The sequence below is a fragment of the Caulobacter sp. GW821-FHT10E02 genome (genome assembly GCF_059415225.1).
The window spans coordinates 1,000,276-1,013,558 of sequence record NZ_JBWKMV010000002.1; the positions used below are offsets into that span (position 1 = coordinate 1,000,276).

The following is a 13,283-nucleotide window of genomic DNA, read 5'->3' on the forward strand; positions in this document are numbered from 1 at the left end:
AGGGATCCCCCGATCCCCTTCGCGACCAAGGCTAGGCGCGAAGGGCTAAAGGAAAATATAGAAAACCCCGCCACGTCAATGGCTTGGCTCAAAATGGGGTTGAGGCAAGATCGTGCGTCAAAACGCCCGTTTGGCCCACGGTGGAGGTAAGTTTTTCCTGGTTAAGCTTGGGCGGGGCGCGGACCGAACGCCCGCTCCAGGTCCTGGGGCGTGACGTCGTCCAGCTCCAGCCGCTTGACGCGGGCGGTGTCGCCGGCGGCCAGACGGACGGCCGAGCGCGGAATCTTCAGGGTCTTGGCCAGGAAGGCCAGCAGGGCGGCGTTGGCCGCGCCATCGACGGGCGGACTGGCGACGCGCACCTTCAGATACGGGCGTCCGTCGCCGTCCAGCGCCCAGCCGTCGACCGCGTCGCGGCCGCCGCGCGGGGTGAGCCGGACGGCAAGAACCTGATTAGCCAAGGAGGTTCAGCAGCGTGCCTTGCAAGGCCGGCATGATGAAGAGCTGCAGGCCGCGCAGCAGCAGCAGCACGATGATCGGGCTGATGTCGACGCCGCCGATCGACGGGATGATCCGGCGGAACGGCGCCAGGATCGGGTCGGTGACGCGGTCCAGGAAGGTGGCGACATTGTAGACGAACTGGTTGCGCCGATTGATCACGTCGAAAGCGAACAGCCAGCTCAGGATCGCCGAGATGACGATCGCCCACCACAGCAGGTCGAGCAGGGCGTTGATGATGAAGAAGACGAGATTGATGATCGGGGCCATGGGATTTCCGTTGGACGCCACAGCTTCTTGCCGCGCCCGGAGGTTGCTGGCAAGGCGCGGTGAGAACCCCGCTTGACGAGCGCGCTCAGGGGCCGTATCTCCGCCGCTCCTTGGGGCCGTAGCTCAGATGGTAGAGCGCCTCGTTCGCAATGAGGAGGTCAGGGGTTCGATTCCCCTCGGCTCCACCAAGGACCTTCCAGAGAAATTCCTGTTCGCGTCGATCGGCCGCCACGGCTGACCTCCGCACGTTTTTGCCTTTGAGCCCGCGCGACATGCGACGACTCGCCACAGGCCTGGTTTACCGGATGGCGCCTCCTCCCGAGCGATGACGCTCAAGCCCGATCGAATGTCGGGTCAGCGGGGGCGAAATGCGCCAATCGACGACTTACCGCGCGGCCGCCGCCGCGTTCCTGATCGCCGCCGGGTGCCTGGCCGCCCATGCCGCGCATGCCGAGGATGTTCCGGCCTTCAAGCTCAGCGGCAACTACACCGCCGACGTCGCCGGCACGGTGAGCGGGGGCTTGGCCAAGCGCGGCCGCGTGCTGGACGATCTGCAGGTCTTCGGCGATCTCGACCTCGACAAGGCCGTCGGCTGGAAGGGCGCGACCGCCCACTTCGAGCTGCTGAACAACAGCGGCGCCATGCCCAATGACGACGCCGGCACCCTGCAGGGTGTCGACAATATCGAGGTCACCCGCCAGCGGACCCGCCTGTTCGAGGCCTGGGTAGAGCAGGGCTTTGGCGACAAGGCGTCGGTGCGCGCCGGCCTCTACGACCTCAACAGCGAATTCTATTCCAACGACAGCGCCGGCATGCTGCTGGCCCCGGCCTTCGGCATCGGTTCGGAGCTGGCGGCCACGGGGCCGAACGGGCCGTCGATCTTCCCGTCGACCGCGCTGGCGGTGCGGGTGCGCTGGACGCCCAACGAGCATGTCTATGCCGAGGTCGCGGCGCTGAACGCCAATGCCGGCGTGCTGGGCGACCCGGGCGGCATCAAGACCTCGTTCGACAACGGCCTGCTGCTGATCAGCGAGGCGGGCTGGACGGGACGCGGTAAGATCGCGGTCGGCGCCTGGCGCTATACCGACAAGCAGGACGACATCCGCGCGGTCACGCCGGCCGGCGATCCAGCCCACGCCACCGCCCAGGGCGCCTATGTGCTGCTGGAGCGGCATCTGCTCGGTCAAGGCGATGAGGCCCTGCGCAAGACGACCGCCTTCGCGCGTCTGGGCGTCTCGGATGGCGACACCACCGCCTTCAAGGGCGGCTGGCAGGCCGGCGTGCTGGTGGAGCATGTCTTCGAGAGCCGCCCCGACAGCGCCTTCTCGGTGGGGGTCAACCAAGCGTTCCTGTCGGGCAAGTTCCGCGACAACGCCTTCGACGCCGGCCAGCGCCTGCAGCACTCCGAGAGCGCCGTCGAGGTGACCTATTCGGACAAGATCGGACCGGTCACGATCCAGCCCGACCTGCAATATGTAAAAGACCCGGGCGCCGACGGCGGCGTCGGTCACGCCCTGGTGGCGATCCTGCGGGTGGGCGTGGAGTTCTAGAACTCCACGCCACCACGGTGTTTTAGGCGCCGGCCGCTTCCGCGACGGCTTCGGCGGTGATGCCGAATTCCTTGTAGAGGCGCTCGAACGGGGCCGAGGCGCCGAAGCTCTTCATGCCGACGAACTTGCCGTCCTCACCGATGAAGCGCTCCCAGCCCATCTTGATGCCGGCTTCCACGGCCACGCGCACCGGCGCCTGGCCGATGACCGAGGCCTGGTAGGCGGCGTCCTGCTGGGCGAACAGCTCCCAGCAGGGGGTCGAGACGACGCGGGTCGGCTTGCCCTTGGCCTGCAGGATGTCGCGGGCGGCGACGGCGACGCCGACCTCGGTGCCCGAGGCGAAGATCGTCACGGCCGCTTCACCGCCCTCGGCGGCCAACAGTTCGTAGGCGCCCTTGGCCGACAGATCGCCGCCGCTGGTGCGGACGTGCGGGGTCTTCTGGCGCGACAGGGTCATGACCGACGGGGTGCGGGCGCTTTGCAGGGCGACCTTCCAGCACTCGGCGGCTTCCACCGCGTCGGCCGGGCGGAAGACCAGCAGGTTCGGAATGGCGCGCAAGCTGGCGACCTGTTCCACCGGCTGGTGGGTCGGGCCGTCTTCGCCCAGGCCGATGGAGTCGTGGGTCATCACGTGGATGACGCGGGCTTCCATCAGCGCGCCCAGGCGGATGGCCGCGCGGCTGTAGTCGGCGAAGGCCAGGAAGGTGCCCGAATACGGGATCACGCCGCCGTGCAGCGACATGCCGTTCATGGCCGCGGCCATGCCGAACTCGCGCACGCCGTAGTGGACATAGCGGCCGGTGTATTCCGGCGCGTCGAACGCGCCCATGCCCTTGACCAGCGTGTTGTTCGAGCCGGTCAGGTCGGCCGAGCCGCCGATCATTTCCGGGATGGCCGGGATCAGCTGATCGAGCGCCGAGCCGGAGTGGACGCGCGTGGCGTTGACCGGCTTGGCCTCCACGGCCTTGGCGATGTGGGCGTCCAGGGCTTCGAAGGCGCTGGCGGGCAGCTCGCCGGCCATGGCGCGCTTGAAGTCCGAGGCGTGGGTCGAGGCGGCCAGCTTGGCTTCCCAGGCCTTGCGGACCTTGGCGCCGCGACGGCCGACGCTCTTCCAGGCCGTGGCGATGTCGCCCGGCACGGTGAAGGGCTCGGCGTCCCAGCCCATGGCGACGCGGGCGTCGCGGATCTGGTCGTCGAACAGGGTGTAGCCGTGGCTGTGGGGGTCGCCTTCTTTCGGACCCGCGCCCTTCGAGATCAGCGTCTTGCACGCGATCATGGTCGGGCGGTCCTGCTTGGTGGCCCAGCGCAGGGCGGCGGCGATCTTCGTATGATCGTGGCCGTCGACGACCTTCACGGCCCAGCCGGCGGCCTTGAAGCGGGCGACCTGGTCGCCGGTCTCGGCGATGGTGGCTTCACCGTCGATCGTGGTGTTGTTGTCGTCGAACAGCACCGTCAGCTTCGAGAGCTTCAGGCGGCCGGCGATGCTGATGGCCTCGTGGCTGACGCCTTCCATCAGGCAGCCGTCGCCGGCGATCACCCAGGTGCGGTGGTCGACGATGTCAGAGCCGAAGCGGCCAGCCAGATGGGCTTCCGCCATCGCCATGCCGACGGCGGTGGCCAGGCCCTGGCCCAGCGGGCCGGTCGTGGTCTCGACGCCGGGGGTGTGGTGCACTTCCGGGTGGCCGGGGGTCAGCGAACCCCACTGACGGAAGTTCTCGATCTCCTTCATCGTCACGGCCTTGAAGCCGGTCAGGTGAAGCAGGGAATAGAGCAGCATCGAGCCGTGGCCGGCCGACAGCACGAAGCGGTCGCGGTCGTGCCAGTTGGGCTGTGCCGCATCAAACTTCAGGAACTTGCCCCACAGGACGGTCGCCACGTCGGCCATGCCCATCGGCATGCCTTGGTGACCGGACTTGGCCTTGTGCACGGCGTCCATGGAAAGGACGCGGATCGCGTCGGCCATCTTGATGGGCGAAACGGGCATGGGGGCTTCCGTCTTTGTTATGTTTTGCAGGGCTGCGCGAGGGGCGCACTCGCATGGGAGGCCCCGGGGGTCAACCCGCGCAGGACTTCTGGCGACATGTTGAGGACGCTATGCAACATCGTCCGCGGGCGTTATAGCTGGAGCCCGACTTATGCTCAGTTTAAGCATAACCCTGAAAGGCCGGTAGCTTGGCTCGTCCGTCGTTCTTCTCGCCCTATCGTCATGGCTTCGTCCGCGTGGCCACCGCCGTTCCCAAGGTGAAGCTGGCCGGTCCCGCCGTGAACGCCCAGAGCGTCCTGGCCCTGGCTCGTGAGGCGCATGACGTCGGCGTGGCGGTCATCGTGTTCCCGGAGCTGGGTCTGACCGGCTACACGATCGACGACTTGCTGCAGCAGGACGTGCTGCTGGACGCCGTCGAGGCGGCGATCGCCACCCTGGTCGAGGAGAGCGCCGCGCTCGCGCCGATGATCGTGGTCGGCGCGCCGCTGCGCGACGGCGGCCGGCTCTACAACACCGCCGTGGCCATCCAGGGCGGCAAGGTCCTGGGCGTCACGCCCAAGAGCTTCCTGCCCAACTACCGTGAGTTCTACGAGCGCCGCTGGTTCACGCCGGGCGCCGGGGTGACCGGCAAGAGCCTGGTGCTCGCGGGTCAGACTGTGCCGTTCGGAACCGACGTCCTCTACTGCGGCGAGGGCGTCACGCCGTTCACCGTCGGCGTCGAGATTTGCGAGGACGTCTGGACGCCCACCCCGCCCAGCACGGCTCAGGCGATGGCCGGCGCGGAGATCCTGCTGAACCTGTCGGCCAGCAACATCACCATCGGCAAGTCCGAGACCCGCCGCCTGCTCTGCGCCAGCCAGTCGTCGCGGATGGTCGCGGCCTATGTCTATTCGGCGGCCGGGGCGGGCGAGAGCTCGACCGACCTGGCCTGGGACGGCCATGTCGACATCCACGAGATGGGCAATCTGCTGGCCGAGAGCCCGCGCTTCTCGACCGGTCCGGCCTGGACCTATGCCGACATCGACGTCGATCGCCTGCGCCAGGAGCGGATGCGGGTGGGCAGCTTCGGCGACGCCATGGCGCTGAGCCCGCCCAAGGTCCCGTTCCGGATGGTGCGGTTCGCGTTCGAGCCGCCGGCCGGCGATCTGGCCCTGGCCCGCCCGATCGAGCGCTTCCCGTTCACCCCGTCCGATCCCGCCAAGCTGCGGGAGAACTGCTACGAGGCCTACAACATCCAGGTCCAGGGCTTGGCGCGGCGGCTTGAAGCGTCCGGCCTGAAGAAACTGGTCATCGGCATTTCGGGCGGCCTCGACTCGACCCAGGCGCTGCTGGTCGCGGCCAAGGCGGTCGACCAGCTGGGCCTGCCGCGCACCAACATCCTGGCCTACACCCTGCCGGGCTTCGCCACCTCCGACCGCACCAAGGACAATGCCTGGGCGCTGATGCGGGCCATGGGCGTGACCGCCGCCGAGCTCGACATCCGCCCTGCCGCGACCCAGATGCTGAAGGACCTGGACCACCCGTTCGGGCGCGGCGAGCCGGTCTATGACGTGACCTTCGAGAACGTGCAGGCGGGCCTGCGCACCGACTATCTGTTCCGCCTGGCCAACCACAATGCCGGCTTGGTGGTCGGCACCGGCGACCTGTCGGAGCTGGCCCTGGGCTGGTGCACCTACGGCGTCGGCGACCATATGAGTCACTACAACCCCAACTGCGGGGCGCCCAAGACGCTGATCCAGCACCTGATCCGCTTCGTGGCTCATTCGGGCGATGTCGACGCGGCGACCACGGCGCTGCTGGAGGACATCCTAGCGACCGAGATCTCGCCGGAGCTGGTGCCGGGCGAGGTCACCCAGGCGACGGAGAGCTTCGTCGGCCCTTACGCCCTGCAGGACTTCAACCTCTACTACATGACCCGCTACGGCATGGCGCCGTCCAAGATCGCCTTCCTGGCCTGGACCGCTTGGCACGATGCTTCGAGCGGTGGCTGGCCGGTCGGCCTGCCCGACACCGGCCGCCGCGCCTATGAGCTGGCCGAGATCCGGAAGTGGCTCGAGCTGTTCCTGAAGCGGTTCTTCGCCAACCAGTTCAAGCGCTCGGCCGTGCCCAATGGGCCCAAGATCTCGTCGGGCGGCGCGCTGTCGCCGCGCGGCGACTGGCGGATGCCTTCGGACGTCACCGCCGACGCCTGGCTGGCCGAGCTGAACGCCAACATTCCGAACTGATACGAGCAGGGCCGAAAAAGCTTTCGTTTTCCGCGCGCTTCACGATATCCCCACGCCCAAGCAGGGGTGCTTGTCAGTCTGAGGTTACTCTTGGCCGCGATCTATCCGGTTATCCTTTGCGGCGGTTCGGGCACGCGCCTCTGGCCCGCCTCGCGCAGCGACCAGCCCAAGCAGTTCCTGAAATTGGTCGGCGACCGCTCCAGCTTCCAGGAGACGGTGCTGCGCGTGCGCGACCTGCCGGGTGTGGCCGAGATCGTCGTGGTCACCGGCGAGGCCATGGTCGGCTTCGTCGCCGAACAGACGGCCGAGATCGACACCTGGGTGACCATCCTGGTCGAGCCCGAAGCCCGGGATTCCGCGCCGGCAGTCGCCGCCGCCGCCGCCTATGTCCAGACCCTGGACGCTGATGGTGTCGTGCTGATGCTGGCCGCCGACCACCACGTCGCCGATCCCGAGGTGTTCGGCGAGGCCGCCGTCACCGCCGCCAAGGCCGCCGAGCACGACCTGATCGTCACCTTCGGCGTCAAGCCGACCGTGCCGGCCACGGGCTTTGGCTACATCCGCCCCGGCGCGCCGCTGCTGGACGGTTCGGTGCGCGAGGTCGCCGCCTTCGTCGAAAAGCCCGACCGCGAGACCGCCGAGCGCTATCTGCTGGAAGGCTATCTCTGGAACAGCGGCAACTTCGCCTTCAAGGCCTCGACCCTGATGGGCGAGTTCGAGGCGTTCGAGCCGACCGTGGCCGTCGCGGCCCGAGCCTGCGCGGCTGTATTGCAGCTGGAGGCCGGCGTCGGCCGCCTGGACCGCGAGGCCTTCGCCGGCGCGGCCAAGATCAGCCTCGACTACGCGGTGATGGAACGCACCACCAAGGCCGCCGTGGCCCCGGCCTCGTTCGCCTGGTCGGACCTGGGCGCCTGGGACGCGATCTGGGAGGCCTCTGACCGCGACCACGCCGGCAACGCCAGCGATGGCGATGTCGAGCTGCACGGAACCTCGAACGTACTGGTGCGCACGACGGGCCCTTATGTCGGCGTCATCGGGGTCAGCGACATCGTGGTGGTGGTCGAGCCCGACGCGGTGCTGGTCTGCCGCCGCGAGGACAGCCAGGCCGTGAAGAGCCTGGTCGATGGCCTCAAGGCCAAGGGCCGCTCGATCGCCTCCCGCAAGAGCGCTCAGCCGAACGGCACTGAGACCCTCGTTTCGACCGACGGCTTCGACGTCGAGCTGCGCCGCGTGCCGGCCGGCGAGACGATCACCCTGCCGACCGCGACCGTGCAGTTGCTGGAAGGCGTGCTGGAGATGGACGGCGACGTCTATGCCGCCGGCGCGATCATCCCGCTGGACGCCGAGACCCGGGCGCGGGCCATTGGCGCGGCGACCTTGCTCGTCACGAAGCCGCGCTGACCGCGCGGTCCATCTCCAGGATCGACAGCACGATGTGGTAGAAGGAGCTGGCGGGCGCCGGCTCCTCCACGAAGGTCTCGTCGGGCTGGTACTTGTCGCGCCACAGGCCCGTCACCGGCGTGCGCAGATAGGCCAGCAGGCCCTCGGCGCCGGCGGCGGCCATGTCCCAGTAGCGCGCCTCGCCGATGGTCTCGGCGGCCAGGACGGCGGCCTTGATCCGCTCGGTCTGCGGCCACAGGCGCGCGCCGTTGTCGTGGATGGAGAAATCGTCCAGCAGGGCGTTGATGGCCACGCCGCGCGCCAGGTCGGTTCCGTGCGCCTCGCCGGCGTCGATCATCTTCAGCGCCGCGGCGGTCGCATCGGCGCGGCCCGCCAGCTTGCCCCAGCGCAGCAGCAGCCAGCCCCATTCGAACTGATGGCCCGGCTCGCAGATCCGGCCTTCGACGTCCGGCGCCGGGTTCCAGTCGAGGTCGAAGAACTCGCGGACCATGCCGGTCTCGGCGTGGACGAACCTGCTCAAGGCCAGTTCCGCGATCTCGTCGGCCAGGGCGCGCCAGGCGGGGTCGCTATCGATCTCGCTCCAGGCCAGCATGGCCTCGAACAGGTGCATGTGCGGGTTGGACTGCAGCGGCGCGGTCGGCGGGTTCGACTGATGGAAGCCGGCCACGGGATGCTTGCGTTCGGCAACCAGTTTCTCGCGCACCGCCACGGCGATCGCCTTGGCCTCGTCGGCGCGGGCCGGCAGCGCCTTGGCGACGGCAGCCAGGGCGAAGATCGCGAAGGCCTGGTCATAGAGGTCGGCGGTCTCGTCCAGGCTCTCGCCGTCCGGGCCGACCAGGGTGCGGAACAGGCCATCCGGGCGGCGATAGGATGCCAGATAGAAGTCGAGACCATGCTCGACCGCCTCGCGCCACGGGCCGCTCCAGCCCAGCTCGCCGGCGATGGCGAATGAATAGATCTGACGGGGCAACACCCGGCCGCGACGCGGGCCATCAACCGGCGCGCCCTCCAGGTCGATCTTTTCGAAGAAGCCGCCCTTGTCGTGATCGGCCCCGACCCGCCACCACAGCGGATAAGCCGCCTCGGCCGCCCAGGTCTTGAGGCGGTCGCGCAGGCGGGTGGCGTCGGTGAGGGCGTTCGTCATGGCGGCATTTCTAGGCAGCTTGGGCGACGAGGCCAAGACATCCGGCGCGACGCGCGGTAGTGCTCACGTCCATGACCACGCTCGTCGACCTCCCGCCGCTGAAGGCCGTGTTCCTGGATCGGGACGGCGTGCTGAACGTCGACCACGGCTATGTCTACGACCCCGCCAAGTTGACCTGGATCGACGGCGCCCGCGAGGCGGTGGCGGCGATGACGAAGGCGGGCCTCAAGGTGCTGGTGGTCACCAACCAGTCGGGCATCGGCCGGGGCTATTTCGACGAGGCGCAGATGGACCGTTTCCATGCCGCCATGCAGGCGCAGCTGGCCGAACTGGGCGGGCGGATCGACGCCTTCTACCACTCGCCGTTCCACGAGACGGCCGTCGTCGAGGAATTCCGCATCGCCGACCATCCGGACCGCAAGCCCAATCCCGGCATGATCCTGCGAGGGCTCTCGGACTGGAGCCTCGCGCCGGAAGAGGCCGTGATCATTGGCGACCGCCACATCGATGTGGAGGCCGGCAACCGGGCGGGCCTACCGGGCTACCTGTTCAAGGGCGGCAATCTGCGGGCCTTCGTCGGCCAGATGCTGGGCGACCGCGTCCCCTCCCTGAAGTGAAGACTGGGCTGAAATGAGGATCCTGCAGTTCGGCAAGACCGGCCAGGTCGCGACAGCCGTCCAGGCGGTCGCCGCCGGACGGGCCGAGGTGATCGCCCTGTCCCGCGCCGACTGCGATCTGCAAAACCCTGAAGCTGTCCGCGCCGCGATCCTGGCCGCCGACTGCGACCTCGTCCTCAACACCGCCGCCTTCACCCATGTCGATCCGGCCGAAGCCCGGCCCGACGAGGCCTTCGCGGTCAACGCCACGGCGCCGGGCGCCATGGCCGCTGCGTGCGCCGAGCGCGGCCTGCCGTTCGTGCATCTGTCGACCGACGCGGTGTTCGATGGCCTGACAGGCCACCCCTATGTCGAGACCGACGAAGCGCGGCCGATCAATGTCTACGGCCGCTCCAAGCTGGCCGGCGAGCAGGCGGTGCTGGCCCAGCCCAAGGCGGTGGTGCTGCGCATCTCGTGGGTCTTCTCCCGCTACGGCCGCAACTACGTCAGCTTCATGCTGAAGCTGGCCCGCGAGCGTGAGGTGCTGAAGATCGTCGCCGACCAGTACGGCACGCCGACCGACGGTGAGGCCCTGGCCGATTTCCTGGTCGCGACCGCGCCCCGCTGGACCGCCGCGTCGGCAGAGGACCCGGTCTTTGGCCTGTTCCACTTCGCCAATGCCGGCGAGACCAGCCGCTTCGACTTCGCCAAGGCCGCGATCGATCGCGATCCGCAAGCCAAGGCCCGCCTGGAAGCGACCACCCAGGCCGCCTTCGCCGAGCCCGCGCCGCGTCCGCCGCGCTCGCCGCTCGACACGGGCAAGCTCCAGCAGGTGTTCGGTTTCACGCCCGAACCCTGGCGGACCGCGGTCGAGCGAACGGCCGATCGTCTCGTCCAAGCTGGTATGACGAGTCTGGCGTGACGCCGCCGCTCGGGCTAAACCGGCGGCAACTCCCGACATAACAAACAGCGCGAGCGACCATGCAGATCTTCCTCGACAGCACCGACACCAAGGTGATCGCCGACCTGGCCTCGACCGGCCTGATCGACGGCGTGACCACCAACCCGACCCTGATCGCCAAGTCGGGCCGGCCGATGCTGGAAGTGATCGCCGAGATTTGTGACATCGTCCCGGGCCCGATCAGCGCCGAAGTCGCCGCCACCACGGCCGACGCCATGATCGCCGAAGGCCAGAAGCTGGCCAAGATCGCCCCGAACGTGGTGGTCAAGATCCCGCTGACCCGCGACGGCCTGATCGCCTGCGCCGCCTTCGCCGACGACGACATCAAGACCAACGTCACCCTGTGCTTCTCGCCGACCCAGGCCCTGCTGGCCGCCAAGGCCGGCGCGACCTTCGTCTCGCCGTTCATCGGCCGCCTGGACGACTACGGCTTCGACGGCATGGACCTGATCCGCGATATCCGCACGATCTACGACAACTACGGCTACGAGACCGAGATCCTGGCCGCCTCGGTGCGCAACGCCGCCCACGTCAAGGAAGCCGCCATCGTCGGCGCCGACGTCGTCACCATCCCGCCGGCGGTGTTCGCCGAGCTCTACAAGCACCCGCTGACCGACAAGGGCCTGGAACAGTTCCTGAAGGACTGGGCCTCGACGGGCCAGTCGATTCTGTAAGGAATTCCGCGTTCCCGGGCGGGTTTCCACTCGCCCGGGAGGCGATCAAGTGATCACAGTTTATTTCGCATTGGCGAAGCTGGTTCGCAAATGCGAGTTCGTGCGTTAAGTCTTGGTCCGTTCACAGAGGGCCGCGCACATGGTTCCGACTGCCGCTGAGACCGAAGTCCGTTTGGCCGGCCCCGAAGAGGCCGACCGCTTCTCGCGATTCCTCCACGGCTTCCTGTCGGCTAACGGTTTTCCCTTCGTGATCGTCCACGACACGCCCGAGTTCCTGGGCCAGTTGCGCCGGGTGGTGTTCGAGGACGTCTGCCTGTCGAAGAAGTTCGCCAGCGAGTGGCTCAGCCAGCGCGGCACGCTCGGGACGGCCTGATTCCAAATCTAGCGGCGACCAGGGACGCGGCGCGGAACCGCGTCTCGAGATCGGCGGCGACGGCGTCGGTCATATAACGGCGCTATGAGGGGCTCGATCCTTCGTAAATCCCGTGCGACCCCCCTATATCCGACGGCCCTGGCCCTCTTTCCTTCGTTCGTGAAACTGGCCTAGCTAGGGGAAATCGTTTCACCCGTCGGCGGAGCTGCGCCATGAACGACCTCAAATCCGGCCTTCCGGGCATCGCTGGTTCCGCCCTGGACCTGATCGGGCGCACGCCCATGGTCGAGGTCAGGCACATCGACACCGGCCTTTGCCGGCTGTTCCTCAAGCTCGAGAACCAGAACCCCGGCGGCTCGATCAAGGATCGCGTCGCCCGCTCGATGATCGAGGCTGCGGAAGCCGACGGCCGGCTGAAGCCGGGCGGCACCATCATCGAGGCCACGGCCGGCAATACGGGCCTGGGCCTGGCGCAGGTCGCGACGATGAAGGGCTACAAGCTGATCCTGATCGTCCCCGACAAGATGGCGCGTGAGAAGATCCTGCATCTGCGGGCCATGGGCGTGGACGTGCGCCTGACCCGCAGCGACGTCGGCAAGGGCCACCCGGAATACTACCAGGACATGGCCCAGACCCTGGCCCAGTCGATCCCCGGCTCGCTGTACGCCAACCAGTTCGAGAACCCGGCCAACCCGCTGGCCCACGAGACCACGACGGGTCCGGAGCTGCTGACCCAGATGGACGGCGACATCGACGCCATCGTCGTCGGCGTCGGCTCCGGCGGCACCCTGACGGGCGTCGGCCGTTACATGAAGGCCCATTCGCCCAAGACCAAGATGGTGCTGGCCGATCCGGTCGGCTCGATCCTGCGCGACTATGTCGAGACCGGAACCTTCGGCGAGGCCGGCAGCTGGATCGTTGAGGGCATCGGTGAGGACTTCATCCCCGACAACGCCCAGATGGACCTGGTCTCCCAGGCCTATTCGATCAGCGATCGCGAGAGCGTCGACACCGCCCGCCTGCTGCTGAAGAAGGAAGGTATCCTCGCGGGCTCTTCCTCGGGCTGCCTGCTGGCCGCGGCGCTGAAATACTGCCGCGAGCAGACCGAGCCCAAGCGGGTCGTGACCCTGGTCTGCGACACGGGCTCGAAGTACCTGACCAAGATGTTCAACGACTTCTGGCTGGCGGCCCATGGCTTCGACGGCCGCGAGCTGCATGGCGATCTGCGCGACCTGATCGCCAAGCGCTACGCCGAGGGCGGCGTGATCGCCATCGGCTCCGACGACACCCTGCTGACCGCCTATAGCCGCATGCGCTCCAGCGACATCAGCCAGCTGCCCGTGGTCGATCACGGCAAGCTGGTCGGCATCCTCGACGAGAGCGACGTCCTGGCCGCGGTCGAGGCGGGCGACGACGCCCCGCGCTTCAAGACCCTGGTCGGCGCGGCCATGACCCGCGCGGTCAACACCCTGCAGGCCCACCAGAGCGTGGATGACCTGCCCGAGGTGTTCGATCGCGACGAGGTGGCGCTGGTGGTCGACGGTGAAGAATTTCTGGGTGTCATCACCCGGGTCGATCTGATCAACCACCTGCGTCTGAGCGCCTAGAGG

The 13,283-nt window shown here is 68.0% G+C and carries 12 protein-coding genes and 1 tRNA gene; 9 read left to right on the plus strand and 4 right to left on the minus strand.

Going from position 1 to position 13,283, the window contains the following annotated elements; genetic code table 11:
• Positions 1–161: 161 nt before the first annotated feature.
• Together AC07NI_RS14605 and AC07NI_RS14610 are read right to left on the minus strand one after the other, a co-directional pair.
• Positions 162–458, minus strand: coding sequence for a DUF167 family protein (locus AC07NI_RS14605; RefSeq protein WP_494620261.1), 297 nt, complete (start codon positions 456–458; stop codon positions 162–164).
• Positions 451–765 (minus strand): YggT family protein, encoded by a 315-nt coding sequence (locus tag AC07NI_RS14610; RefSeq protein WP_494620265.1) that lies wholly within the window; start codon positions 763–765, stop codon positions 451–453. Before AC07NI_RS14610 ends, AC07NI_RS14605 begins: the two co-directional genes overlap by 8 nt.
• Before the next feature lie 112 nt (positions 766–877).
• Here AC07NI_RS14610 and AC07NI_RS14615 point away from each other — a divergent pair.
• Together AC07NI_RS14615 and AC07NI_RS14620 are read left to right on the plus strand one after the other, a co-directional pair.
• Positions 878–953 (plus strand) — tRNA-Ala (locus AC07NI_RS14615).
• A 180-nt stretch (positions 954–1,133) separates the two neighbouring features.
• On the plus strand, positions 1,134–2,315 hold the full coding sequence (locus AC07NI_RS14620; RefSeq protein WP_494620267.1) for a carbohydrate porin: 1,182 nt from the start codon (positions 1,134–1,136) through the stop codon (positions 2,313–2,315).
• Between the two features lie 22 nt (positions 2,316–2,337).
• Here AC07NI_RS14620 and tkt read toward each other — a convergent pair whose 3' ends face one another.
• Positions 2,338–4,299 carry a transketolase gene (gene tkt, locus AC07NI_RS14625; RefSeq protein WP_494620269.1) on the minus strand — a complete coding sequence of 654 codons (1,962 nt, stop codon included), beginning with the start codon at positions 4,297–4,299 and terminating at the stop codon, positions 2,338–2,340.
• 188 nt (positions 4,300–4,487) lie between these two features.
• Between tkt and AC07NI_RS14630 the strand changes: the two genes are divergently transcribed.
• Both AC07NI_RS14630 and AC07NI_RS14635 read left to right on the plus strand, forming a co-directional pair.
• Positions 4,488–6,524 (plus strand): NAD(+) synthase, encoded by a 2,037-nt coding sequence (locus tag AC07NI_RS14630; RefSeq protein WP_494620272.1) that lies wholly within the window; start codon positions 4,488–4,490, stop codon positions 6,522–6,524.
• A gap of 90 nt (positions 6,525–6,614) precedes the next feature.
• Positions 6,615–7,925: a mannose-1-phosphate guanylyltransferase gene (locus tag AC07NI_RS14635; RefSeq protein WP_494620274.1), complete on the plus strand. Its 1,311-nt coding sequence runs from the start codon at positions 6,615–6,617 to the stop codon at positions 7,923–7,925.
• Here the strand turns inward: AC07NI_RS14635 and AC07NI_RS14640 are convergent.
• Positions 7,909–9,069, minus strand: coding sequence for an AGE family epimerase/isomerase (locus AC07NI_RS14640; RefSeq protein ID WP_494620276.1), 1,161 nt, complete (start codon positions 9,067–9,069; stop codon positions 7,909–7,911). The genes AC07NI_RS14635 and AC07NI_RS14640 overlap by 17 nt on opposite strands.
• A gap of 71 nt (positions 9,070–9,140) precedes the next feature.
• On the opposite strand from AC07NI_RS14640, the gene AC07NI_RS14645 reads away from it, so the two are divergent.
• From AC07NI_RS14645 to AC07NI_RS14665, 5 genes are all read left to right on the plus strand, one after another.
• Positions 9,141–9,686, plus strand: coding sequence for a D-glycero-alpha-D-manno-heptose-1,7-bisphosphate 7-phosphatase (locus tag AC07NI_RS14645; protein WP_494620278.1), 546 nt, complete (start codon positions 9,141–9,143; stop codon positions 9,684–9,686).
• A 13-nt stretch (positions 9,687–9,699) separates the two neighbouring features.
• Positions 9,700–10,587 carry a dTDP-4-dehydrorhamnose reductase gene (rfbD, locus tag AC07NI_RS14650; protein WP_494620280.1) on the plus strand — a complete coding sequence of 296 codons (888 nt, stop codon included), beginning with the start codon at positions 9,700–9,702 and terminating at the stop codon, positions 10,585–10,587.
• Between the two features lie 59 nt (positions 10,588–10,646).
• Positions 10,647–11,300: a fructose-6-phosphate aldolase gene (gene fsa, locus AC07NI_RS14655; RefSeq protein ID WP_494620282.1), complete on the plus strand. Its 654-nt coding sequence runs from the start codon at positions 10,647–10,649 to the stop codon at positions 11,298–11,300.
• 139 nt (positions 11,301–11,439) lie between these two features.
• A complete protein-coding gene (locus AC07NI_RS14660) occupies positions 11,440–11,673 on the plus strand; it encodes a hypothetical protein (RefSeq protein ID WP_494620284.1) in 234 nt (77 codons plus the stop codon).
• A gap of 212 nt (positions 11,674–11,885) precedes the next feature.
• Positions 11,886–13,280 carry a pyridoxal-phosphate dependent enzyme gene (locus AC07NI_RS14665; RefSeq protein ID WP_494620286.1) on the plus strand — a complete coding sequence of 465 codons (1,395 nt, stop codon included), beginning with the start codon at positions 11,886–11,888 and terminating at the stop codon, positions 13,278–13,280.
• The last annotated feature ends 3 nt before the right edge of the window (positions 13,281–13,283 follow it).

What these genes read in the sequence shown, in the direction of transcription:
- AC07NI_RS14610 (WP_494620265.1), bottom strand. Translation starts at nt 765, where the DNA reads ATGGCCCCGATCATCAATCTCGTCTTCTTCATCATCAACGCCCTGCTC.
- AC07NI_RS14620 (WP_494620267.1), top strand. Translation starts at nt 1,134, where the DNA reads ATGCGCCAATCGACGACTTACCGCGCGGCCGCCGCCGCGTTCCTGATC.
- tkt (WP_494620269.1), bottom strand. Translation starts at nt 4,299, where the DNA reads ATGCCCGTTTCGCCCATCAAGATGGCCGACGCGATCCGCGTCCTTTCC.
- AC07NI_RS14640 (WP_494620276.1), bottom strand. Translation starts at nt 9,069, where the DNA reads ATGACGAACGCCCTCACCGACGCCACCCGCCTGCGCGACCGCCTCAAG.
- AC07NI_RS14645 (WP_494620278.1), top strand. Translation starts at nt 9,141, where the DNA reads ATGACCACGCTCGTCGACCTCCCGCCGCTGAAGGCCGTGTTCCTGGAT.
- rfbD (WP_494620280.1), top strand. Translation starts at nt 9,700, where the DNA reads ATGAGGATCCTGCAGTTCGGCAAGACCGGCCAGGTCGCGACAGCCGTC.
- fsa (WP_494620282.1), top strand. Translation starts at nt 10,647, where the DNA reads ATGCAGATCTTCCTCGACAGCACCGACACCAAGGTGATCGCCGACCTG.
- AC07NI_RS14660 (WP_494620284.1), top strand. Translation starts at nt 11,440, where the DNA reads ATGGTTCCGACTGCCGCTGAGACCGAAGTCCGTTTGGCCGGCCCCGAA.
- AC07NI_RS14665 (WP_494620286.1), top strand. Translation starts at nt 11,886, where the DNA reads ATGAACGACCTCAAATCCGGCCTTCCGGGCATCGCTGGTTCCGCCCTG.